We start from the raw sequence: 22,403 nt of genomic DNA, 5'->3' as shown, positions 1-22,403 counted from the left end.
CGGGGCGGGCGGGGCGATCGGCGGGTTCGGAAACCGGGTGTCGGCGTGGCGATGAGTTTTCCGGCCCCGGCGGGTCTACATCTCGACCGGGACGACCAAACTCATCGGGAGTGCAGACATGGGCCTCATCCACATCGAGCTGTTCGCGACCCTCGACCTCGTCGGGCAGGCGCCCGGCGGCCCCGACGAGGACCCGGAGGGGTTCCCGTACGGCGGCTGGCAGGCGCCCCTGATCGACGAGGCCACCGGGGCACAGATCCTCGCCGCGTACGAGGGCACCGACGCCCTGCTGCTCGGCCGGCGGACGTACGACATCTTCGCCGCCTACTGGCCGCACCAGAAGGACGGCGAGATCGCCGAGCTCTTCAACCGCGTCCCGAAGTACGTGGCCTCCCGCGGCACGCCCGACCTCCCGTGGGCCGGGTCCACGCTGCTCGGCCCGGACCTGGCGGACGCCGTGCGCGGGATCCGCGACCGGCACCGGAACATCAAGGTCGTCGGCAGCCTGGACCTGGTGCAGACCCTCCTGCGGGAGAAGCTCTTCGACCGCCTCGACCTGTGGGTGCACCCGATCGTGCTCGGCGTCGGGAAGCAGGTGTTCGACGGCGGCGCGGTGCCCACGAACCTCACGCTCCTCCAACCGCCGGCGGCCGGCCCCACGGGCACCGTGTACCTGCGCTACGGGCTCGCCGACGGCACGCCCCGGACGGGCGACATGAGCGCCCCCGACCGCGGTCTCGGGCACGACGACGCCCGGTGACGACCGTCAACGCCGGCGGGATCGTGCTGGGCGTGGAGTCGTTCGGTGACCTCGGCGCACCGCTGGTCCTGCTCGCGGGCGGGCCGACGATGCTCTCCTGGCCCGACGCGCTCTGCGAGCGCCTCGCCGCCGGCGGGCGCCGGGCGGTGCGCTACGACCTGCGCGACAGCGGGGAGTCGACCACGGTGGATCCGGGAGCCCCCGGCTACACCCTGCGCGACCTCGCCGCCGACGCGGCGGCCCTCGCCGAGGCGCTCGGCGGCGGGCCCGCGCACCTCGCGGGGATCGGCGTCGGCGGGATGGTCGCCCAGGTGGCCGTGCTCGACCGTCCGGACGCGTTCTCGGCGCTCACCCTGGTCAGCACCCGCCCGGTCGCCCCCGGCCCGCCCGACGACGACCTCCCCGACCACGACCGGGCGACGATGAGCCGGCTGTTCGCCCGCCCGATGCCCGACTGGAGCGACCGCGAGGCGGTCGCGGAGTTCGCCGCCGCCGGCGCGGAGATCCGCAGCGACGACCCCGCCGCCGCGCGCGCGACCGCCGCCCGCGTCTGGGACCGCACCCCCGGCACCGCTCCCCCGGTCCATACGGCCAACCAGCTGGGCGCGGTGTTCTCCAGGCTCGACTGCGCACCGCGCTGGCGCGAGCGCCTGCCCGGGATCGCGGTGCCCACGCTCGTCGTCCACGGCCGCCGCGACCCGTTCTTCCCGGTCGGCAACGGCGAGGCGCTCGCACGCGAGATCCCCGGGGCACGGCTGCTCGTCCTCGCCGAGGCCGCCACGGCGATCCCCGACGCGGCGGTCGGCGAGGTCGCCGAGGCGATGCTCACGCTCGGCTAGCTGCCCCGCCCCCCGCCCGGGCAGCGGGAGCGGGGCGGCGGACGGCGGGTACCAGGCAGGCCCGGTGCCCGGCCCCGGGTCGTTCCCCGGGTCATTCCCGGTGCGTGACGGCCGCGAGGGCCCGCTCGCGGACGTCCGCCGAGGGGTGGCCGCGCAGTTCGCGCAGCAGGGCCCGCCACTCCGGAGGCCAGCCCAGGCGCTCCCCGAACGCCTCCGTCAGTGCCGTCGCGAACAGGCCGGCGGCCGGCCCGGTGTCCCCGTCCCGGCGGGCGGTCCGCGCCAGCGCCTCGGGTGTCCCGGGTGGCGGCAGCGGGCCCGCGGCGTGCTCACGCCGCAGCGCCACCGCGGTGAGCGCGGCCGCCGCGGGCCGGTCCCGGTGGGCGTCGGCGAGCGCGCCCAGCGCGGCCGCCAGCGCCTGCGGCCCGGCCGCGGGGTCCACCAGCCGGCGCAGCGCGGCCGACCTGACGTCCGCGAGGTCGGGTTCGGCCGCGAGCAGGTCGGCGGCGCCGGCGAGCAGCGGCCGGTGGCGTTCGTCGGCGGGGAGGTCGGCGAGGTGGGCCAGCCTCCGGCGGGCCGGCAGGTCCCGGTCGTCCCCGGCGTCGGGGTCGTCCGTCCGCGCGGCGGCGGCGAGTCCGGCGAGGGTGCGGTGCAGCAGGCTGCCGGGGGCGGCGCCGCCGAGCGGGTGCGGCAGCCCGGAGGCCGCGAGGGCGTGGACGGCGCCCGCGGCCTGCCGCCAGCCGCCGCGGTTCGCCGGGTCGGTGACGGCCCGTCGGGCGACCTCCGCGGTCTCCGGGGCCCAGGCGGCCCACCGCGGCAGCGCGGCGAGGGCGGGCGCGGCGACCTCCGGGTCGGCCGCGGCGGCGACCAAGGCCACCAGGTGGGCGTAGCGGGCGCGGTGGGCCTCGGGCAGGTGCGCCGGGTCGGTGCTCAGGACGGCGCGGCGCACCGGCGGCGGGGCCTGACCGGCGGCCTCGGCGAGCAGTTCCCAGACCGGTTCGGCGTCCAGCAGGCCGGTCGTGGAGGCGACCGCCGCGGCGCGCACGTCGCGGTGCTGGCCCTCGGTGCGGTAGGCGGCCACCAGCAGATCGGCGGCGGTCCGCGGCGGCAGGTGCTCGGCGGCCAGCCGCACGGCCTCCTTGCGGCTGGTCACCTTGCTGTCCCGTGCTCCGGACAGCAGGGCGCCGAGGTGTTCGGCGAGTTCGCCGGGCGGGGTGTACCGGGCGGCGCGGGTGGCCGCGTACACCGCGACCCGGGCGCGGTCGCCGCCCGCGTGGGCCAGCAGGTCGCGCAGCGCGTCGGCGGGCCGGTCCGTCCGGACCAGGGCGGCGAGGGCCGCCTCGGCGAGCACCACGTCGGCGGAGTCCAGCTGGGCGCGGACGACCGCCTCGCCGTACTCGGGGATCGCGGCGGCGGCGTGGACGGCCGAGGCGCGCCCGTGCAGCGGCAGGGTGGGGTCGGCGGCCGCAGCGGCGGCGAGGTGGGCGGCGGCCCGCCACTGGCGCGGGGTCCAGCGGCTCGCCGACCAGGTGGGGGGCAGCGGCGCGCGCTCCTGGCGCTTCAGGAACCTCCCGTACGGCGGCACGGGGGCGAGCAGCGGGTCGAGCAGGTCGGTGCGCCGCTCGGCGAGTGTGTTCCGTAGCGGCGCCAGGACGGCGGCGGAGGGCTCGAGTTCGAGGATCTCGGCGGCCCTGGCGTCGCGGGTGCGCGGGTCGTCCAGCCACAGGGCGGCGGCCGTCGTGAACGCGCCGTCCGTCCCGAACTGGAGGGCGTGCAGGAGGAGTTCCTGCAGTTCGGGGACGCGGCGGGCCCGTCGGCCGAGCGAGCGGGCCAGGGCGAACAGCAGCCAGTACTCCGCGGTGTCGGCCATGGTGTCCAGCCACGGCCGCAGGGTCGCGAACACGTCGTGCTCCTGGCCGCGCCGCAGCCGGTGCTCCAGTCGGCCGAGTTCGACCGTGCCGGTCTGACCGGCGATCCGCCGCAGGCTGCGCAGCGCCCAGTCGACCAGCTCGGCCCCGCCGGCGACGGCGTGCTCGCGCAGCACCTCGGCGACCAGTCGCTGCAGGGCGGCCCGGGTGGCGTACGAGCAGTCGCGGGCGTCGACCGCGTCCCGCACGGCGGCGTCGAGGTCGGGCACCGCCTGCGGGGTCAGCAGCCGGGCGGGCACCTGGGCGAGCGCGGTCAGCGCCGCGCGCCGCACCGGGTCCTGCTCGTTGCGCAGCCGCGGGAGCAGGCCGAGCGCGTCCTGGACGGCGGTCCGGTCGTCGGAGGCGGCCGCGTTGGCGAGCAGGCCCGTCCAGGCGGCGGCCCGGTCGTCGGCGTCCGGGCGGGAGAGGGCCGCCCGCAGCTGCGGCTGGGCCTCCTCGGTGGGCAGGTACGCCAGGACGGGGGCGGTGTCGGCCCAGGGGCGGCCCTCGGCTCGGCGTGCGGCGACCTGCCGCCGCGCCTCGGCGTGGCGGCGGGCGTGCGGGAACAGCGGTAGCAGGAGGGGCAGTTCGGTCTCCCGGGGGAGGGCACCGGCGTACACGAGGTCGAGGAACGCGTCGCGCCGGCCCGGTGGGAGGGCGCGCAGCAGGGCGGCGAGGCAGCGGGGTGCGGCCAGCCAGTGGCGGCCGAGGGCGGGGAGCGAGGGCGGGTCGGCGCGCGCCAGTCGGCGCAGCGTGCCGCTGGTGGGCGGCGCGGTGTACGGCCCGGCCGGGCCGCGCCGCGGGTCGGCGAGGATCCGGACGGTGCGTTCGGCGTCCGCGGCGGCCAGCGGCGGCAGGTGGTCGTGGCGCAGCGGGAGGTCCGGGCCGAATCGTTCCAGCAGGTCGAGGAGCCGTTCGGGGCGGGCTCGCGCGGTTGTGCCGAGGATGTCGGCGAGTGCGGGCCACTGGCCGAGCCGCAGCGTCTCGGGGCGTTCGGCGAGCACCTGTTCCAGGTGGTCGAGGACCTCGTCCGGGAAGCGTGCGGCGAGGGGTGCGAGCGGTGCGGCGTGCGCGAGGCCGGGCAGGGTCCGGGCGACGAACGCGGGGCTGCAGGCGGAGAGCAGCCGGGCGGCTTCGGTGTCGCCCCACTCGGCGCGCAGACGCTCCACCAGGCGCTCGGCGAGCCGGTGCCGGCGGCCGTGCCGGAGGACCCGGGTCAGCTGCCGGCGCAGGGTGCAGGAGGCTCCGGTGAAGGCCGCCTCGATCGCCTCGTCCGGGATGCCCTGGGTGCGGGCGGCGCGCAGGGCGTACCCGCGGACGACCGGGTCGGGGTCGGTCAGCCGCTCGGCGAGGTGGCCGGTGGCGCGGCTGGCCGAGGCCGCGAGCGCGGCCAGCCGCCGGCCGTACACGCCGGAGCGTTCCAGGTCGGCCAGCAGCCCGGGGAGCCCGCCGTCGGCGTCGAGCTCCCGGGCCCTGCGGGCGACGAGCCGTTGGCGCTCCGGGTGGGCGAGGGGTTCGAGGTCGGCGAGCAGCTGATCGGTTCGGTGCGGCATGTGGTCATTCTGGCCGGACCGGGCGGCTGCCTCCCAAGCGCGTCCGCCGTGAGACGGGCTGATCCTCGGTGCGAGGCCGACGGTCCCGGGAAGGGTGGCCACGGGGCGCCGTCCGGCGCTGAATCGCCGACCCTGGCTGCGCGGTTGTATCCGTTCTGGATGTGGGCCCGCCGGGGGCGGTGCACTGTGTGCGGGTCAGCGCGCGATCGAGATCGCGAAGGGCGCGAATCCACTGGACCGCATCACGTGCGGTACGAACAGTATCGCTGCCTCCGTGGCGCGGGCGGTCTGGATCCCGCCGAGATCAGTGATCCACTCCTTGCGCCAGCCGAGGTCGACGAGCAGTTCACGGACGGTCTGCTTGGCCTGCGGGTCCTCGCCGGAGAGGAAGGCATCGGGCGCCCGGGTGAGCGTGGCCGGCGCGGTCATCACCGGGAAGAGCATGGTGTTGAGTGTCTTGACGACGCGCGTTTCGGGGAGCGCTTCCTGGAGTTGCTCGGCGAGGCTTGAGCCGGGGTAGACCAGGTCGGCGGGCAGTCCGTCCGGTCCGTCGACGGTGGCGTTGGAGACGTCGACGAGGATCTTGTCGCGCAGTTCCTCGCGCAGGGCGACGAGCGTCTCCAGCGAGCCGGCGCCCGGGGTGGCGTTGATGACGATCCGGGCTGTGCGGGCGGCGTCGGCGGCGGCGCCCGGCGCGCGGTCCGCCACGGTCACCTCATGCCCTGCCCGGATGAGGGCTGTGGCCAGGTTGCCGCCGACGCGGCCGTTTCCGAGAACAGCGATCGTGGTCATGATGATCTGGTCCTTCCGTGCGTGCAGGTTGTGGTGCGCGGTCAGCGTGAGAGCGTGGCGACGGCCGCGGCGTGGACACCGGGCGCGGCGGCCAGGAAGCTCTCGCTCTGCGGGGTCCAGGGGCGGCCCTCGGCGTCGGAGATCTGTCCGCCGGCCTCGGTGACGAGCAGCGCCCCGGGCAGCAGGTCCGCGCGGGCGCCGGCGAACTGCCAGAAGGCGTCGATCCGGCCGGCGGCCACGTTCACCAGGTGCAGGGTCGCGGGCACGGAGGTGCGGACGACGAGCGCGTCGAAGAGCATCGCGCTGATCGAGGAGCCGACGCGCCGCACGACCTTCTCGTCCTCGTCCGGCCGGGCCTGGCTGGTGGCCACGATGCCCAGGCCGAGGTCCTCGGTCCGGGAGACGTGCAGCGGCTGGCCGTCGAGGTGGGCGCCCGCACCGGCGAGCGCGGTGTAGGTCTCGCCGGTCAACGGCAGGTGGACCACGGTGAGCACCGGCTGGTTGTCCCGCACGAGAGTGGCGGTCACCGCCCAATCCGGCAGGGCGTGCAGGTGGTTGACGTTGCCTTCGGCCGGATCCACGACCCACCACTCGCCGGACGGCAGCGCCCCGCCGTCCAGCTCGTCCTCCACCCAGCCGGCCTCCGGGCGCAGGCTCGTGAGGCGGGGGCGCAGGATGTCGAGGGCCGTGTCGTCGTTGGCGGCGAGCGCGCGCATCAGCTCCTCGCGGGTCTGGTAGCGGACCACCTCGCCGAAGCGCTCGCGCAGCGCCGCACCGGCCGCGCGTACGGCGCTCGCGGTCTGGTCGAGCAGGTCGGCGTCGGAGGCGGCGTGGTCAGTGGTCTGAAGCGTTGCGGACATGGCGGTACTCCCGTGTGAGAGAGGGGTGTTGAGGCCGGTCGGATCGAGCTGTGCGTTCCGTCTTGCGCTCTGCTCTCGAAGGTATAGAGCGCCGTCATTAACTTCAAATGCATGCTAAGCACGGCTAGGATTACTCACATGCAATTGGATTTGAACCTGCTCACCGCGCTAGACGCGCTCCTTGAGGAGGGGAGTGTGGCCGGGGCCGCCGCGCGCCTGCACGTCACCGCCCCCGCGATGAGCCGGAGTCTGGGCCGAATCCGGCGCACGACCGGGGATCAGATCCTGGTGCGCACCGGTCGCACGATGACCCCGACGCCGTATGCGATCGCCGTCCGGGAACAGGTGCACGAGCTGCTGCACCAGGTCCAGGGGGTGCTGGCACCGAGCCGTGAACTCGATCTGGCAACGCTGGAGCGCACTTTCACCCTCCGCTGGCACGATTCCCTGGTCACCTTGAGCGGCCCCGCACTGCTCGCGGCCGTGCGCGGACAGGCCCCGGGCGTGCGCTTGCGCTTCGTCGCGGAATCGAGCATCGACACCCCCGAGTTGCGGCGCGGCCAGGTCGACCTGGAGGCGAACGCCAACCGCCCGAGCGCACCGGACATCCGTGCCGAGAACGTGGGCGAGACCCGCCTCGTCATCGTCGTACGGCAGGGGCACCCCCTCACCCGCGTCAAGACCGTCACCGCCAAGCGGTACGCCGCCGCTGAGCACGTGACCGTCTCGCGACGTGGAAACCTCAGCAATGCCCTCGACGACGCCCTCGCGCGGCTCGGCCTCACCCGCCGCGTGGTGGCGACCGCGCCCACGGAAGCGGCCGCGTTGGAGTTCGCGCGCGGCTCCGATCTCCTGATCAGCGTCCCCGAAGCCACCACGCGGTCCGCGGTCGCCGACCTCGGCCTGGTCGTGCTCCCCCTCCCGCTCGAATTGCCGTCGGCACCGATATACCTGTCGTGGCATCAGCGCTACGACACCGACCACGCCCACGCCTGGCTGCGCGGGCTGGCGCGAACCGCGCTGGCCACATGCGGAGCGTCGTAGCGGGCGGTGGGCGGGACCGTTCGGGTCCGCCCGGTTCGGGCAAAGCGGCCCCGGGCGGGGGGCGGCTCTGGCATGCTCACCCGGATGCGGCGGGCTCCCGGTGACGGGGGCCTCACACAGGGTCAGCACCCGGGGGTGGGCAGTGCAGTACACGATCAGCGCCACGGTGTTCCTCGCGATCGTCATCGTCGTCCGGCTCCGCCGCCGTACCGAGGCCCGCAGCCGTGTCGACAAGGCGTTCACCGTCTTCACCGCCGTCACCTTCGGTGTCCTGATCGCCGCCACCTCCTGGGGCCACGCCGTCCTTCAGCTCGTCGGCGTCGCCGTCGAGGCCACCCGCTGACGCCCGCCCGGCCCCGCCCGTACCCCGTCTGCGGCGAGAGCCCTCGAAGGAAGGACACCGACATGCAGAGGTCCGGAGCGGCGGATGGCTAGGCGCAGGCCTCCGGCGCGGCGCCCGCGTCCGCGTCGGGCCGGACGGCGTGACGACGTCAGCTGGTTCGTCTACGCCGTGGTGGCGTTCCTGGTCCTCAGCGCGGTCGCCGCCGCGCTGCGGTGGCTGGCGGCGAACTGGTGGGTCCTCGTCGTCGGCGCCCTGGCCGCCGGTGGCGCCGCCGCGGCCGTCGTCCGGGCCCGGGTCCTCGCCGCGCGCGAGCACCGGCTGCGCGCCGCCCGGTTGCGGCTGGCCCTGAGCGGTCCCGGCGGGCTCGACCACATGAAGCCGGACGCTTTCGAGTTCGCGGTGCGCGACCTGTTCGAGCGCGACGGCTGCCGCGCCCGCAAGGTCGGGCGGGCGAACGACCAGAGCGTGGACGTCCTCGCCGAGGACCCGATGGGCCGGCGCTGGGCCGTGCAGTGCAAGCACAAGCAGGACCCGTTGGGCGGCAGGCCGGTGGGGGTGGGCGTCCTGTACGCGCTCGCCGGCACCTACCAGCGCTCCCACCACGCCCACGTCGCCGTGGTCGTCACCAACGGCCGCTTCTCCCGCGACGCCCACCGCTGGGGCGCCGAGCACGGGGTGCACCTCGTCGACCGCACCGCGCTCGCCCGCTGGGCCGCCGGCAGCCGGCCCCTGTGGAACGTCCTGCCCCGCGTCCCCGCGCCCCGCGACGGCCGGCGGAACTGACCGCGGCCCGGCATCGGGCGCGGGGCCTCGCCCGTCGGCTACCGCCCGGCGAGGGCTCCGCCGCCCCCGTCGTCGCCGGTTCGGGCGGCGGCGGCGAACGGCCAGGCCTCGATGTCGCGGTAGCGGATCGGCCCGGGGCCGCGGCCGATGTTGCTGCCGACGAGGTGGAGCCGTTCGGTCCGCCACGGCCGGCCGACGAACCCGGTGAGCCCCGCCGCGGCCAGCGGCACGCTGACCGGGTCGTCGCGGCGGGAGCGGGCCAGCGTCAGGTGGGGGTGCAGCGGCCGCTCCCTGAACTCGATCCCGCAGGACCGGACCAAAGCGCGGACGGCGTCGGCGAGCAGGTGCAGCCCCTCCAGGTCCCCGTCGATCCCGCTCCACAGCAGTCGCTGGTCGAAGTGGCCGCCGCCGCGCAGGCCCAGGCGCAGCGCGGGCTGCGACGCGGCCCGCCCGGCCAGGGCCGCCCGCAGCGGCGGCACCGCCGTGGACGGCAGTTCACCGAGGAAGGCGAGGGTGATGTGCCAGTCCTCGATGCGGTTCCAGCGCAGCCGCGGGTACCTGGCGTAGGCGGGCTGCAGGGCCCGGGCCAGCTCGTCCTTGGCGTCGTCGGGCGGAGCTAGGGCGACGAAGACGCGCAGGGTCGAGGGTTCGGGGTGATCGTCCACGAGGGGGGAGGGTAGCCGAGGGCGGCCGCCCGCGCTCAGCCGGTGCCGGCGGCGTTCAGCGCGGGACGGCGGCGTTCAGCGCAGGACGGCGAGTTCGGCCACCACGGCGCGGTGGTCGCTGTGCGGCAGGGCGTGCTCGGAGACGTCGACGGCGGTCAGCGCGGGCCCGTGCAGGACGTGGTCGATCTGGATCACGGCCGGGACGGGGTAGTCGGGGTGGTCCTGGGGCCAGGTCGGCAGGAGGCCGGCGCCGAGTTCCTCGTGGGTGTCGGTCAGGCCGGTGCCGATCAGGTCGCGCATCGGCTTGTGGTCGAGGGTGGCGTTGAAGTCGCCGAGCAGGACCGCGTTGCGGTTGCGCCCGGGCGCGGCGGCGCGCAGGTCGTGCAGTCCCTCGGCCCAGCGGCGGGCGTCGCCGACCGGGTAGTAGGTGTGCACGGCGACCAGTTGCACCGGGCGGCCGCCGACGTCGACGGTCAGGTTGGTGGTCGGCCAGGCCGGGTCGGCGGCGGAGCCGACGGGCAGCCGGGAGTAGAGCGCGGTGTCGGTGCCGGCCGGCCGCTCGCGGTGCGGCAGCAGGGCGCGGATGCCGGCCGCGTCCAGCGCGTCGGCGGCGGAGTCGCTCTGCTCCTCGACCGCGAGCACGTCGATCCGCTGGTCGCGCACCAGGTCGACCAGGGACTTCGGCGAGACCTGCCCCATGAAGTTGTTGCTGGTCGCCACCCGCAGCCGGGGCGCGTCGGCCGGGGCGTCGGCCCCGTCCGGGACGAACCGGGGTACCAGCCACCACAGTTGCAGCACCACCAGGACGGCCGCGGCCCCGGTCAGCCACCGGGCGCGCAGCACCGCCACCGCCGCCAGCAGCAGCACGCTGAGCAGGGCCGCGTACGGCAGCCCGGCCATCGGCAGCGCCCACACCGTGCCGTCGTCCCACCCGAGCAGTCGCACCGCCGCGAGCACGGCCGGGCCCAGCAGCAGCACCCCGCACCCGATCAGTGCGGCCGGGCGCCAACGGCCCCTGCGGGCGGGCGACATGCGCTGCGACGTACCGTCCGTCACGGTGCTCCTTCCAGGGGCGGCCGACGGCGGTGATCATCGGCCGCCGTCGTGAAGGACGGACGCGCGCGCCCCGGGCCCGGTTCCGCGCGCCCCCGGCCGAGGCGGGGCCGGGGCCGGGGCCGGGGCCGGGGGTGGGGGGCCGGGGGCGGGGCGGGGGTGACGCGGGCCGGGGGCGGGGCGGGGGTGACGCGGGCCGGGGGGCCTCAGCCCTCCCGCAGGTCGCGGGCCAGGCGGCTGACGGCCTGGGGCAGGGCGAGGCCGTCGCCGCGGAAGTCCGGGATGTGGTACTCGCGGATGGCGCGGGCCACGTCGTAGCCGGCGTCGGCGTCGAACAGTTCCCAGCGCAGCAGCCGCTCGTGGGCGACGATGCGGATCGGGAAGAGCTTGCGGGTGCCGCTCTCCCGTTCGGCCCGTACGGCCCGGCCGATCTCGGTGGCCACCCAGTTGCTGGCCATGCTGGCCTCGGACAGCACGAGGACCATCCGTCCGCGCCGCTGGATCTCCTCGGTGACCTGCTCCAGGATCGTCCGGCCGCCGCGGATGTCGTGCGGGGCGAACCAGGTGTCCACGCCGTTGGCCTCCAGCTGGTCGCGCAGTTCGGCGGCGAAGGACTCGTCGGCCGAGCTGTAGCTGATGAAGACACTGGGGCGGGCGGGCTCGCGGGCGCCGCGGGCGGTGTCGCGGTAGGCGCGCACGGAGGCCGGGTCGGCCCCGGCGCGGACGAGGAACCGTTCCAGGCCGGCGAGGTCGCGGGTCAGCTCCCGGACGGCCCGGTCGTCCCCGAGCCGGTCGCGGGCGACGTCCAGGGCCCGGCTGTTGAGGATGAAGGAGGAGGCGATGGTGCGCTCGTCGATCCGGCAGAGCCCGTGGACGACCACCGGGTCCAGGGTGGTGGCGACGAGCTCGGTGGCGGCGAAGACGTTGAACCCGAAGTGGGCGTCGTCGAAGCGGGCGCCGCGGAGGACGACCTCGTCGAAGATGGCCTGGACGAGGAAGGCCTCGCGGTAGTCGCCGCCGAACGACCCGCCGCGGAAGGTGGCTTTGAAGAAGTCGGCGCCGCGGAAGGCCGCCTGTTCGACGTCGCAGTGCAGGAACCGGGCCTGGATGAAGCCGGCCCCGATGGCGTTGATGCGGCGCAGCCGGCAGCCCCGGAACTCGCAGCGGTCGAAGGTGCCCATGGCGAGGACGCAGTCGTCGAACTCGCAGTCGGTGAAGACGGCGTCGCCGAGGTTCTGCCGGCCGAGCCGCAGGCCGGTGAACGTCCGGCCGTCGAATTCGCGGGTCCCGGCGGCGTATTCGGCGAGCAGGGCCCGGGTGGCCTGCTCGCCGTCGCGGTCGGTGTCACGGTCGGCGTCGGTCATGGGCGACCCCCCCGAGGTTCCTGCGGATGCGGGACGGACACCGTGAACATAGCACCGGGGCACGGCAGTTCGGCCCGGTCCGGACAGGCCGGTCCGGGACGGTCGGTCCGGGGCCGGCGTACCGCCGGGCCGGGGGCCGGAAGGAACGGGAGAGCAGGTGGAGACAGGAATCGAACCCGTCTGAACGGCCCTGCAGGCCGCCGCCTCGCCACTCGGCCACTCCACCTCGGCGACGGTGGAAACATTACCCGCCCACAGAACCCGGGCCCTTCGGAAAACGACGGTTCTTCACTCCGGAAGGCCCTTAATGCGTTTAGTGCTATTTCTCTCGACATGGCTCCGAAAGGGCTCGGGAGCCGGTCCGGGGAAAGGAGGGGTGCGCTAGCCTGTGCCGATATCTCCGACCCGATGGGATTTCACCGATGACCGTCGAGGAATCACGGTTCACCCGGACCGCGGGGCCGCGCTGCGAAACCACCGCGAACCGGTGCCAGTACAAGAGCCTGCCCCTGCGCGACCTTCCCCCGCTCGGTGTCCTGCGCCGCGCCCGGATCGCCCGCGAGGGCCTGCGGGAGCGCCGCGCCGACATCCCGGCGCCCGGCCGGCCCTCCCGCTTCGCCGAGGGGGACTGGGTCCGGGTGAAGGACGAGGCCGCGGTGCGCGGCACCCTCGACGCCGCGGACCGCCTCCGCGGCCTGTGGTTCACCCGCAGCCAGTGGTCGTTCTGCGGCGGCGTCTACCAGGTCGACCGCGTCGTGCGCCGGATGATCGACGACCACTACCGCGTGCGGCGCCTGTCGGGCACCGTCGCGCTGGCCGGTGCCACCTGCCACGGCGCCGACGGGACCCAGGGCTGCGGGATGGACTGCGCGCTGCTGTTCCGCGACGAGTGGCTGGAGCCCTCCCCCGCGCCGGTGCCCGCCGCCCGGCCCGCCGCCCGGTGGGCGACGGTGCGCAGCCTCGCGGAGATCCACGCGACCCTCGGCCCGGACGGGCGCCTGCACGGCGTCCCCTTCCAGCCGGGGATGGAGCGCCACGCCGGCACCCGTCACGGCGTCACCGAGCTGCGCCACCGGTCCCTCGCCTGGTGGCAGCACCCCACCGGGGGGCGCTGGTTCATCCTCCACGGCCTGCGCTGCGGCGGCGAACCGCTCGCCACCGGCTGCGACCGCCGCTGCGCCCTGCTGTGGCACGAGTCCTGGCTGCGCCTGGAAACCGCGGTGGAGCCCGCGGTGGAACCCGCCGCCGTCCGCTGAGCGGCCGGCGGCGACGTCGGGGCGGCGTCGGGGTGACGAGGCTTCGGGGTGACGGGGCTTCGGGGCGTCGTCGGCGTCGGGGCGGCGTCAGCGCCGCCAGCGGTCGCGCACCAGCTTCGCGGTCAGGTGCAGCGGCCCGTCCCGGTCGCCGACGTAGCAGCGGGGAAGCGCGTACACGCCGCCGTGAGCGCCGGGGCTGACCGCGCACCCGTACGCGTAGCCGGCCCGCGCCACCGCCTCCACCGCGGCGGCGTCGAGCGAGCCGTACGGGTAGCAGAACCCCCCGACCGCCCGGCCGGTCAGGTCCTCCAGCAGGTGGCGGCTGTCGGCGACCTGGGCCGCGAGGTCCCGCGCGTCCAGGCCCGCCAGCCGCCGGTGCGTCAGCCCGTGCGAGCCGATCTCCACCCCGGCGGCGGCGGCCTCCCGGACCTGGCGCGCCGTCATCAGCGGCTTGCGCGGGCCCTGGCGGTCCCAGTCGTTGTAGCCGCCCAGCCGGTCGGCCACCACGTAGACCGTCGCGGTGTAGCCGTACTCCGCGAGCGCGGGCATGGCCTCCTCCACGAAGTCGCGGTACCCGTCGTCGAAGCTGAGGCCCACCAGGCCCGCCGCGGCGCCCTCCCGGTGGGAGCGCATCAGGGCACCCACCGACACCCCGCGCAGCCCGCGGGTGGCCAGCCAGCGCAGTTGGCGGCGGAACCGCGCGGGATCGACGGTGATCAGATAGGGGTCCTCGGTCGTCGACGCCACCGAGTGGTACATGAGCGTCCACGGGAAGCATCCCGCGCCTGTGCCGGGCGCCTTTTCCGGACTGTTGCGTGGCCGAATGATTCGCATGTTCCGCTCCAGCTGTCCGGTGGCACCGCCTGTGCAGGTGGACCTCGAGGAAATTGCATTCTGGCAGCGCCGGACCCGGCTTCCGTTCGCGCCGGGCGATGCCGCGCCATTTCACCCGGATGCCGGAGCGGGAGCCGCCCGCGAAGGCCCGCCGCCCGTTCCGGCGGACCGTGACGTCCGGTCCGGTCCGGCGGGGTACGGTGGGCGTGAACCGTTGGGATGGCTTTTGCCGCGATTTCCCGGTGGCCGGCTCAAGGCGCGCCACCCGGCAGTCCGAGGAAGACGGACATGGACAGCGACGAGGGGGCCGGACGCCCCGGCGAGCCGGCGGAAACCGCGGCGGACGACGGTGCGGGCCCGGATGCGGGGACCGGCCGCGGCCGGCGGGTGACGGTGTTCCTGGGGACGGTCCTGCACTTCTCGGACGATCCGTGGATGCCGGACGGCGAGGGCCAGGACGACCCCCGGGCCTACCACCTGTTCGATCCGGGGGCGTTGGTGGTGCGCGACGGCCTGGTGGTCTGGGCCGGCCACCACCGCGAGTGCCCGCGGGAGTTCGTCGACCACGGGCGGGTCGTCGACCACCGCGGCCACCTGCTCGTACCGGGCTTCGTCGACCCGCACATCCACTCCGGCCAGGTGGACTCCGTCGCCAGCCCGGGCGGTCAACTCCTGCCGTGGCTGCGGGACTACATGTACCCGTCGGAGATGCGGTTCGCCGACCGGGAGTACGCCCGGGCCGCCACCTCGTTCTTCTTCGACCGGCTCCTGGAGTCCGGCACCACCACCGCGTGCGTCTACACCACCACCCACCCGCACGCCACCGACGCCTTCTTCGCCGAGGCGCACCTGCGCAAGCTGCGCATGGTCTCCGGCAAGCTACTGATGGACGACGACAACGGCGGCACGGTGCCCGAGGAGTACCTCGACGGGTCCGTCGAACAGGCCGAGGAGGACTGCCGCGGGCTCATCGACCGGTGGCACCACACCGGGCGGCTGCGCTACGCCGTCTCCCCGCGGTTCGCGCTGACCTCCACCCTGGAGGCGCTCCGGATGGCCGGCCGCCTCTACCAGGAGTCCCGGCACACCGACCGGCCGCTGTGGGTGCAGTCCCACCTCGCCGAGAACCGCGACGAGGTGCGGGCGGTGCTGGAGAAGTTCCGCGACTCCCTGGACCCGCGCTCCTACCTCGACGTCTACGACAGGTGCGGCCTGGTGGGGCCCCGCAGCATGTGGGGACACTCGGTGTGGATCGACGACGCGGACCGCGCCCTGCTCGCCGACGCCGGGGCCGGCGCCGCGTTCAACCCCACCTCGAACCTCTTCCTCGGCAGCGGCCTGTTCGACCTGGACGGCGCCGCCCGCGCCGGTGTCCGGGTCGCGCTCGGCACCGATGTGGGCGGGGGCACCAGCTACTCGATGCTCCAGACCATGAACGAGGCCTACAAGGTCGTCGCCCTGGCCAACACCTATCCCCACTCCGTCCCGGAGCAGGACCGCAAGACCCTCACCGCGCTGCGCGGCTTCTACCTGGCCACGCTCGGCGGCGCCCGCGCGCTGCGCCTCGACCAGCACATCGGCAGCTTCCGGCCCGGCCGGGAGGCCGACTTCGTCGTCCTCGACTGGGCCGCCACCCCGCTCCTGAGACGCCGCACCGAGGTGGCCCGGGACTTCCGCGAACGCCTCTTCGCCCTGGCCACCCTCGGCGACGACCGCGCCGTCACACAGACCTACGTCCTCGGCGAGCCCGCGCTGCGGCCGCACCGGTGGGGGTGCCGGGGAGCGTCGTGAAGCCCGACCGGGCGGCGGGGCTGGGGGCGGCGCGAAGGGGAGGCCGGTCCATCGAAATCCTGTGACGCGCCGGGCGGTTGGGCGGGCCGGACGGGCGGGGCGGGAGCGCGTTCCCGTGAGGGGAAGACGATCCCGCCCCGCCCCCGGGTGGTCAGGCGTCCGGCTGGGTGACCGTCAGGCCCCAGTGCACGTCGGCGGCCGAGGCGGCCACCCCGACGTGGAAGGACCGGCCCTGCTCGGCCGTCACCACCGCCGAGCCCGTGCCGACGGCCTCGGCCGGGCAGGGCACGGTGAACTCCACCGGGGTGGGGTCGCCGTAGTACGGCGTGAAGGTGACCCGCACCTCACCCGCACCGCCGCTGCCGCCCTGGCAGCCCACCGTGACGGTGACGGGCGGACCGGCCGCGTAGGCGCCGCCGGTGACCGCGCCACCGTCGCCGATCCAGTCCGGGATCCAGATCAGCCCCTCCGGCCCCGGGTACGGCAGGATCTCGCCCGTCCCCGGCACTCCCTGTCCGAGCGCCCCGCTCTCCCCGGCGACCGCCGGGGCCGCCGTCGTCACCGCGATCGCCGCCACCGCCGCGACCGCTGCCGCGGCCGCCCCGGCGAAACCCGCACGCCTCATCCTTCTCCCCCTTCGTGGTGCCGGGCCCAGGAGTCCCGGCTGACCTCCACAGTCTCATCCGGCACCCACAGCACCGCCTGAGTACGGGTACTCAAAAAAGACGGCGCCCCGCACCCGGTGCACGGAGCCCTGCGACTTCACCTACCGCGACTACGGGAAGGCGGTCGCCTTCACCCCTCCCCCGGCGCCCCCGAAGGAGACGCCGTACATCGGGGCACGGACCGTCAGCACCAGGCCCGGCACGCCGGTCAGGACGATGGGGACGAGGTCGTCGGCCCTGGCGGCGGTGGCCGCTACCGCGACGGCGACCAGCAGGAGCAGGAGCCCCGCCAGGAGGTAGGCGAGTGCCCAGGGATTACGTCTCTTCCGCATGTTCCGTTCCAGGTGTCGGGTGCGCCGGGGCGCGCTGTGGGGAGCCGGACGGCGCCCCTGCGGGTCGGGTTCGGCGCCCGCGAGCCGGGTCGTCATCCCGTCAGAGGGTCACCGCGATCGCGTACGCCGTCACCGCGACCAGCCCGGCCCCGATCACCACGGCCAGCGCCCGCGCCAGCGGCAGCCGCTCCGGCCGCCGGTGGATCCGGAACGGCCGGGCCGCGGTCGGCCGCCGTGGCCGCTCCACCGGCTCCCCCGATTCCGCCGGCTCCGTCGCGGCCAGCTCCTCCGCCAGTCGGCGCAGCCGGAGGGCGAACTCCTCGGTCCGCTGCGGGTCCTGTGCGGACGGCGCGTCCCGCAGCTGGGACACCAGCGCGCCGAGCTCGCCCGGCGGGCCGGGCGGGCCGGGGTGTCCGAGCAGCTCGTGCAGGGTGTCGCCGAGCGCGGACAGGTCGGACCCGGGCGCCGGGGCGGCCGTGCCGAAGCCGAGGACCTTCACGGTCCCGTTCGGGGTGAGCAGCAGTCGGGCGGGCTCGATCCCGCCGTGCGTCATCCCGGCCCGGTGCGCGACCAGCAGGGCCTGGGCGACCTGGGCGCCGACGTCGGCGACCTCGGCCGGCCGGAACCAGCCGTCCAGCAGGTGGTCGTCCAGTGTGTGCCCGTCGAGCAGCTCCATGGCGAGGAACGGCCTGCCCTCGTGCTCTCCCACGTCGAGCACCGTGACGATCCCCGGGTGCCGCAGCCGGACGGCCGGGCCCGGTGCCCGGGCCGGCGTCTTCACCGCCACCGGCCGCCCGGACCCGGTGTCCTGCCCGAACCGGACCTCCCCCGCTCCGCCGGGCCCGATCCGGTACCGCCCGCCGACCACGCTGCCGGTCTCCATGCCGCCCCCGTCCCCTCGGCCCCGGCCGCCCGGGAATCCGTGCGACGGCCTCGGCGATCAGTGTGCCGCACCGGGTGGCCCCGCGGGACGGCTCCGGCCGACCGCGGTGGCGTCCCCGCGCCGGGACGGTCTGCCGGGAGGGGCCGGCCGACTGGGAGCTGTCCGCGCGACCATGTGACTGTCGTCCGCGGTTCGGGCCCGGAGAACGGGAGTTCTCCATCGGGCCCCGCTCACCAGGTCACGGGCAGTGAGCGCATCCCGTAGATGAACGACTCGGTACGGAACTCGCGCTCGCCGGCCGGTCGCAGTCCCGGCAGCCGGCGGAACAGCGTCTCCAGGGCGATCCGGAGTTCGGCGCGGGCCAGCGGCTGGCCCAGGCACTGGTGCACGCCGAAGCCGAACGCCAGGTGCCGCCGGGCGTCCCGGTCCAGGTCCAGCTCGTCCGTCGCCCGACGGCCGGCGCCGCCGAACACCGCCTCGTCCCGGTTGGCGGTGGAGAGCATCGCCATCACACCCTGCCCGGCCCGGACGGTGACGCCGCCCAGCTCCACGTCCTCCAGCGCCACCCGGGGCAGGCCGGTGTGCACGATGGTCAGCAGCCGCAACAGTTCCTCCACCGCGCCCGGCAGGGTGGCCGGGTCGGCCAGGGCGGGGATCTGCTCGGGGTGCTCCAGCAGCAGCGCGGTCGACAGCGAGATCATGTTCGCGGTCGTCTCGTGCCCGGCGATCAGCAGCAGCACGCCCATGCCGGCCGCGTCGTCCGGGGTCAGGTCGTCCCGCGCCGCGAGTCGGCTGAGGACGTCGTCCTGCGGCTGTGCGCGCTTGCGGGTGGTCAGGTCGCGCAGGTAGTCCCTGACCTCCTCCTGGGCGTCCCGGAGCTGTTCCACGGTGCTCTCCTGGTTGAGCATCGTGCGGCTCAGGCTCTGGAAGCGGTCGTGGTCCTCGTAGGGCACGCCGAGCAGCAGGCAGATCACCAGCGAGGGCACCGGCAGCGCGAAGTCGGTGACCAGGTCGGCCGTGGTCCGGCCCGCGGTCATCCGGTCCAGTGCCCCGTCCACGATCCGCTGGATCTCCGGGCGCAGCGCCTCCACCCGCTTGACCAGGAATTCCCCGGTGAGCATGCGGCGCTGGCGGGCGTGCTCGGGGTCGTCGAGACGCAGGAAGTCCGGATTGTCGGTGATCAGCTCGCGGGCGCCGGCGACCAGCAGCGGGAAGGCCGGGTGGCGTATGTCGGCACTGAACCGGCGGTCGGACAGCACGGTGCGGACCTCGGCGAAGCCGGTGACCAGCCAGCAGAGGTCGCCGTCGGGCAGCTCGGCCCTGGTCACCGGCCCGGTGGCGGCGGCCTGGGAGTACGCGGGCGGCGGGCCGAACGGGCAGCCGCCGGAGTGCCGGGCCGGCAGTGGGAGGACGGGGGTGGTGGTGGGTGCGGTGGTCAAGGCGGGGGTCTCCTCACGTCGCGGGTGTTCCCGTGGGGTTCGGGGCCCGGGAAGGTCTCCGGCGGCCTGCGGGGCCGGCGGCGGGGGTCCGTCAGGCCCCGGTCCGCGCGGGCTCGTCCCCGGTGACGGTGATCGCCCGGCCCGGGCAGAGCTCGGAGGCGAGCCTGACGTCGTCGAACTGCTCCGGCGGCACCGTTGTCTGACGCAGCGTCACGAGACTGTCCCGGCTGTCCTGGTCGAAGACCGCGGGGGCGTTCACCACGCACATGCCGGAGCTGCAGCAACGGTCGCGGTCGACGCTCACCTGCATGTCGGGCACCTTTCGCCAGGGCGATGCCGGCTGCCCGGCGGCCGCCTCTCGTCGTCACGGTCAACCTAGCCGTCGCCGGTCCGTTGACGGAGGGGTACGGTGGCCGGATCGAGAATGGCCGGTTCGGCGCCTGTGTGTGAACCCCCGTTGTGGTGCGGTGCGTTGAACCCGCGGCACTTCGCCGGACGGGGTCGGCGGGCCCGGCCGGGTGGACGGCCTCACGAGCCTTCGGCGGTGGCCTTCTCCCCTGCCCGGCCGCCGGTCAGGCCCGGCCGTCCCGGGGGTCCCGGGGGTCCCGGGGGTCCCGGGGGTCCCGGGGGTCCCGGGGGTCCCGGGGGTCCCGGGGTTCGCGCGCCGCCTGCTCGGTGATCCGCCGCGCCATCCCGCCGAAGACCGCGGCGTGGAACGGCGCCACCGCCCACCAGTAGGCGTGCCCGGCGAGCCCGCGCGGGTGGAACAGCGCCCGCTGGCGGTAGCGGCTCCCGCCCGCGCCGTCCGGCGTGACCGAGAGCTCCAGCCAGGCCGGCCCGGGCAGCCGCATCTCCGCGCGCAGCCGCAGCAGCCGCCCCGGTTCGATCTCCTCCACCCGCCAGAAGTCGAGCGACTCGCCGACCCGCAGCCGCGCCTGGTCCCGCCGCCCCCGGCGCAGCCCCACCCCGCCGACCAGCCGGTCCAGCCAGCCGCGCACGGCCCAGCCGAGCGGGAAGGAGTACCAGCCGTTCTCCCCGCCGATCCCCTCCACGACCCTCCACAGCGCCGCCGGGTCGGTGTCCACCCGCAGCTCCCGGACGTCCTGGTAGAGGCTTCCGCCGGCCCAGTCCGGGTCGGTCGGCAGCGGGTCGCTCGGGGCGCCGGGCACGGAGGCGGAGGACCAGCGGGTGGCGACGTCCGCGTCCCGGATCCGCCGCAGCGCGAGCCCGACCGCCGCGTCGAAGCCGATGCCGCCGCCCGGGGGCTGCGGCAGGTACCGGTCGAGGTCGTGCTCGCCGCGGACCACCTCGTACCGCAGCGACTCCACGAGCGGCCGGGCGATCGACCCCGGGACCGGCGTCACCAGGCCGACCCAGAGGCTGGAGAGCCGCGGGGTGAGGACGGGGACGGCGACGATCAGCCGACGCGGCAGCCCGGCCACCGCCGCGTAGCGCTCCATCATCCGCCGGTAGGTCAGCACCTCCGGACCGCCGATGTCGAAGGCCCGGTTCACCTCGGGCGGCAGGCCGGCGGCCCCGACCAGCAGCCGCAGCACGTCCCGGACGGCGATCGGCTGGATCCGGGTCTCCACCCAGCGCGGGGTGACCATCACCGGCAGGCGCTCGGTGAGGTACCGGAGCATCTCGAAGGAGGCCGACCCCGAGCCGATGATCACGGCGGCCCGCAGTTCGGCGGTCGGCACGCCGCTGTCGCGCAGCACCCGTCCGACCTCGACCCGCGACCGCAGGTGCGGGGAGAGCCGCCCGGCCGGCACCCCGGCGGGCGCGAGCCCGCCCAGGTAGACGATGCGCCGCACCCCGGCCCGGGCCGCCGCCCGCCCGAAGGCCGCGGCGGCGGCCCGGTCGGTGGCCTCGAAGCCGGAGCCCGTGCCGAGCGCGTGCACCAGGTAGTAGGCGACGTCGATCCCGCTGAACGCGCCGTCCAGGCTCTCCGGACGGGTGACGTCCCCGGCGGCGGCCTCCACCCGCCCGCGCCAGGGGTGGTCCCGCAACCGGTCCGGATCCCGGACCAGGCACCGGACGCCGTACCCGGCGGCCAGCAGCTCCGGCACCAGCCGGCCGCCGATGTACCCGGTGGCCCCGGTGACCAGGCAGCGCGGCGCGCCAGGAGGAGCGGGGTCTGCGGCATCGGTCACGGCGGCTCCCGGAGGGCGGTCGGCCATCGCCACGATGGTCCCCGTCCCGGACCCGGCCCGCACCCGCAGCGGTGCGGTCGGCCGCACCAGCGCAGGAGGCGCCTCCGGCCGGGCCCGGTAGGGCGTGCAGCCGGTCCCGGGCGGCGGCGGCCCGCAGGTCCGGCAGGGCGATGCTCTCCAACAGGTCGCGGCCCGTTCCCGGCGCGTTCGACCGGATGGCCGCACCGGCCACCGCTCCCGGCGCCAGGTAGGCGACGGAGCGCCCCGTCCGCACCGCCGCCGGCACCCCGGACGCCGTGCCGGAGCCGGCGATCAGGCGTCCCTTCGAGAGCCTGTCGAGGGCCGTGTCCAGGTCGTCGGCCACCGTGCGGGCGACGGCGTCACGCGGTCCGTGGGCGGGGTGTCCGGGCTTCGGGGCGGCAGGCGGCAGCGGCGGCGCGCAGTCCCGGGCCCGGGCTGGAGAGGACGGGTACGGCGGTGGTGGCCCGGTTCGCGGCGGCCGCCATGGAGGCCTGGGCGAGGACGACGACGTCCGCGTCGTCGACGGCCTCGACGGCGGTGGCGACCGCGGCCAGGTAGCCGTCCCGGTCGCCGGCCTCGAAGCGTTCCCAGGCGCCGTCGACCACGACGGTGGTCAGGGTGACCGGGCGGGCGGCCCGTACGGCCTCGTCCTCGACGAGGGCCGCCGTCGGGCGCACGGTGCCGGCCAGGGCGGCGACCACCGTGACGCGGGTCGCCGTCCGGCCCGCCGCGGGTGCCACGGCGACGGCGGCGGCCGCCATCGGCCGGTCGACGCGCAGCACGGGCACGCCCGCCGCCGGGGCCCCGGCCTCCGCGACCGCCCCGATCGTCGAGCAGGTGCACAGCACGGCCGCGGCCCCGGCGGCGACGGCGGCGGCGAGGAGGCGGTCGATGTGCTCCGCGACGGCGTCGGGCCCGTCGGCCAGGGCCGTGGCCAGCAGGTCCTCGCGGACGAGGTGGCGCAGGGGCAGGCCGGGGTGCTCGCGGTCGCGGAGCGCGTCGAAGACCGGGACGTGGACGGGCGAGGTGTGGAGCAGTGCCAGCATGCGCGCGATGCTAGCGACCG

21 protein-coding genes and 1 tRNA gene are annotated in these 22,403 nt (G+C 75.8%); 7 read left to right on the top strand and 15 right to left on the bottom strand.

All coding sequences use genetic code 11. The annotated features are described in order from the left end of the window. The first annotated feature begins 118 nt into the window (after positions 1-118). Together ACZ5GH_RS37015 and ACZ5GH_RS37010 are read left to right on the top strand one after the other, a co-directional pair. Positions 119-760, top strand: a complete 642-nt coding sequence (locus tag ACZ5GH_RS37015; RefSeq protein WP_387754659.1) for a dihydrofolate reductase family protein — start codon at positions 119-121, stop codon at positions 758-760. After that, entirely contained in the window at positions 757-1,599 is an 843-nt protein-coding gene (locus tag ACZ5GH_RS37010) for an alpha/beta fold hydrolase (protein WP_464336583.1), read from the top strand. The genes ACZ5GH_RS37015 and ACZ5GH_RS37010 overlap by 4 nt, the downstream gene beginning before the upstream one ends. Positions 1,600-1,690: 91 nt before the next feature. Here the strand turns inward: ACZ5GH_RS37010 and ACZ5GH_RS37005 are convergent, their stop codons facing one another. From ACZ5GH_RS37005 to ACZ5GH_RS36995, 3 genes are all read right to left on the bottom strand, one after another. Then, entirely contained in the window at positions 1,691-5,056 is a 3,366-nt protein-coding gene (locus ACZ5GH_RS37005; RefSeq protein ID WP_464336582.1) for a hypothetical protein, read from the bottom strand. 195 nt (positions 5,057-5,251) lie between these two features. Next, positions 5,252-5,848: an NADPH-dependent F420 reductase gene (locus ACZ5GH_RS37000; protein ID WP_166625743.1), complete on the bottom strand. Its 597-nt coding sequence runs from the start codon at positions 5,846-5,848 to the stop codon at positions 5,252-5,254. Between the two features lie 41 nt (positions 5,849-5,889). Then, a complete protein-coding gene (locus tag ACZ5GH_RS36995; protein WP_387754651.1) occupies positions 5,890-6,708 on the bottom strand; it encodes a 3'(2'),5'-bisphosphate nucleotidase CysQ in 819 nt (272 codons plus the stop codon). Positions 6,709-6,846: 138 nt separating this feature from the next. Between ACZ5GH_RS36995 and ACZ5GH_RS36990 the strand changes: the two genes are divergently transcribed. The 3 genes from ACZ5GH_RS36990 to ACZ5GH_RS36980 all read left to right on the top strand — a co-directional run bounded on the left by ACZ5GH_RS36990 (position 6,847) and on the right by ACZ5GH_RS36980 (position 8,878). Next, complete coding sequence (locus tag ACZ5GH_RS36990; RefSeq protein WP_030065429.1) at positions 6,847-7,752, top strand: LysR family transcriptional regulator; 906 nt, start codon at positions 6,847-6,849, stop codon at positions 7,750-7,752. A gap of 142 nt (positions 7,753-7,894) precedes the next feature. After that, on the top strand, positions 7,895-8,095 hold the full coding sequence (locus ACZ5GH_RS36985; protein ID WP_387754648.1) for a hypothetical protein: 201 nt from the start codon (positions 7,895-7,897) through the stop codon (positions 8,093-8,095). An 84-nt stretch (positions 8,096-8,179) separates the two neighbouring features. After that, the gene (locus ACZ5GH_RS36980; RefSeq protein WP_464336581.1) at positions 8,180-8,878 is read left to right on the top strand and encodes a restriction endonuclease; all 699 of its coding nucleotides are present in this window, start codon (positions 8,180-8,182) and stop codon (positions 8,876-8,878) included. Between the two features lie 38 nt (positions 8,879-8,916). Here ACZ5GH_RS36980 and thpR read toward each other — a convergent pair whose 3' ends face one another. From thpR to ACZ5GH_RS36960, 4 genes are all read right to left on the bottom strand, one after another. After that, positions 8,917-9,543, bottom strand: coding sequence for an RNA 2',3'-cyclic phosphodiesterase (gene thpR / locus ACZ5GH_RS36975; protein WP_464336580.1), 627 nt, complete (start codon positions 9,541-9,543; stop codon positions 8,917-8,919). 75 nt (positions 9,544-9,618) lie between these two features. After that, positions 9,619-10,599, bottom strand: a complete 981-nt coding sequence (locus ACZ5GH_RS36970; RefSeq protein ID WP_464336579.1) for an endonuclease/exonuclease/phosphatase family protein — start codon at positions 10,597-10,599, stop codon at positions 9,619-9,621. 203 nt (positions 10,600-10,802) lie between these two features. Continuing rightward, positions 10,803-11,960, bottom strand: coding sequence for a toll/interleukin-1 receptor domain-containing protein (locus ACZ5GH_RS36965; RefSeq protein ID WP_464336578.1), 1,158 nt, complete (start codon positions 11,958-11,960; stop codon positions 10,803-10,805). A gap of 155 nt (positions 11,961-12,115) precedes the next feature. After that, positions 12,116-12,186: transfer RNA gene (locus tag ACZ5GH_RS36960), tRNA-Cys, on the bottom strand. Positions 12,187-12,382: 196 nt separating this feature from the next. Between ACZ5GH_RS36960 and ACZ5GH_RS36955 the strand changes: the two genes are divergently transcribed. After that, positions 12,383-13,216, top strand: coding sequence for a hypothetical protein (locus tag ACZ5GH_RS36955; protein WP_464336577.1), 834 nt, complete (start codon positions 12,383-12,385; stop codon positions 13,214-13,216). Between the two features lie 87 nt (positions 13,217-13,303). Here ACZ5GH_RS36955 and ACZ5GH_RS36950 read toward each other — a convergent pair whose 3' ends face one another. Continuing rightward, positions 13,304-13,963, bottom strand: coding sequence for a polysaccharide deacetylase family protein (locus tag ACZ5GH_RS36950; RefSeq protein WP_464336576.1), 660 nt, complete (start codon positions 13,961-13,963; stop codon positions 13,304-13,306). A gap of 375 nt (positions 13,964-14,338) precedes the next feature. On the opposite strand from ACZ5GH_RS36950, the gene guaD reads away from it, so the two are divergent. Further along, complete coding sequence (gene guaD, locus ACZ5GH_RS36945; protein WP_464336575.1) at positions 14,339-15,841, top strand: guanine deaminase; 1,503 nt, start codon at positions 14,339-14,341, stop codon at positions 15,839-15,841. A 151-nt stretch (positions 15,842-15,992) separates the two neighbouring features. On the opposite strand, the gene ACZ5GH_RS36940 is transcribed toward guaD, so the two are convergent. From ACZ5GH_RS36940 to ACZ5GH_RS36910, 7 genes are all read right to left on the bottom strand, one after another. Further along, on the bottom strand, positions 15,993-16,466 hold the full coding sequence (locus tag ACZ5GH_RS36940) for a hypothetical protein (RefSeq protein WP_387754626.1): 474 nt from the start codon (positions 16,464-16,466) through the stop codon (positions 15,993-15,995). A gap of 150 nt (positions 16,467-16,616) precedes the next feature. Beyond that, positions 16,617-16,838 (bottom strand): hypothetical protein, encoded by a 222-nt coding sequence (locus ACZ5GH_RS36935; RefSeq protein ID WP_387754624.1) that lies wholly within the window; start codon positions 16,836-16,838, stop codon positions 16,617-16,619. Between the two features lie 100 nt (positions 16,839-16,938). Then, positions 16,939-17,721, bottom strand: coding sequence for a protein kinase domain-containing protein (locus ACZ5GH_RS36930; protein ID WP_387754621.1), 783 nt, complete (start codon positions 17,719-17,721; stop codon positions 16,939-16,941). Between the two features lie 230 nt (positions 17,722-17,951). Beyond that, positions 17,952-19,160: a cytochrome P450 gene (locus ACZ5GH_RS36925; RefSeq protein WP_464336574.1), complete on the bottom strand. Its 1,209-nt coding sequence runs from the start codon at positions 19,158-19,160 to the stop codon at positions 17,952-17,954. Positions 19,161-19,251: 91 nt separating this feature from the next. Further along, positions 19,252-19,470: a ferredoxin gene (locus ACZ5GH_RS36920; RefSeq protein WP_387754615.1), complete on the bottom strand. Its 219-nt coding sequence runs from the start codon at positions 19,468-19,470 to the stop codon at positions 19,252-19,254. Between the two features lie 262 nt (positions 19,471-19,732). After that, complete coding sequence (locus ACZ5GH_RS36915; protein WP_464336573.1) at positions 19,733-21,343, bottom strand: SDR family oxidoreductase; 1,611 nt, start codon at positions 21,341-21,343, stop codon at positions 19,733-19,735. 353 nt (positions 21,344-21,696) lie between these two features. Continuing rightward, positions 21,697-22,383, bottom strand: coding sequence for an aspartate/glutamate racemase family protein (locus tag ACZ5GH_RS36910; RefSeq protein ID WP_464336572.1), 687 nt, complete (start codon positions 22,381-22,383; stop codon positions 21,697-21,699). Between the last annotated feature and the right edge of the window lie 20 nt (positions 22,384-22,403).

This window comes from Kitasatospora sp. Xyl93, from assembly GCF_055383135.1.
The sequence above is the reverse complement of the archived record's forward strand: the minus strand, read 5'-3'. Positions and strand labels throughout refer to the sequence as shown.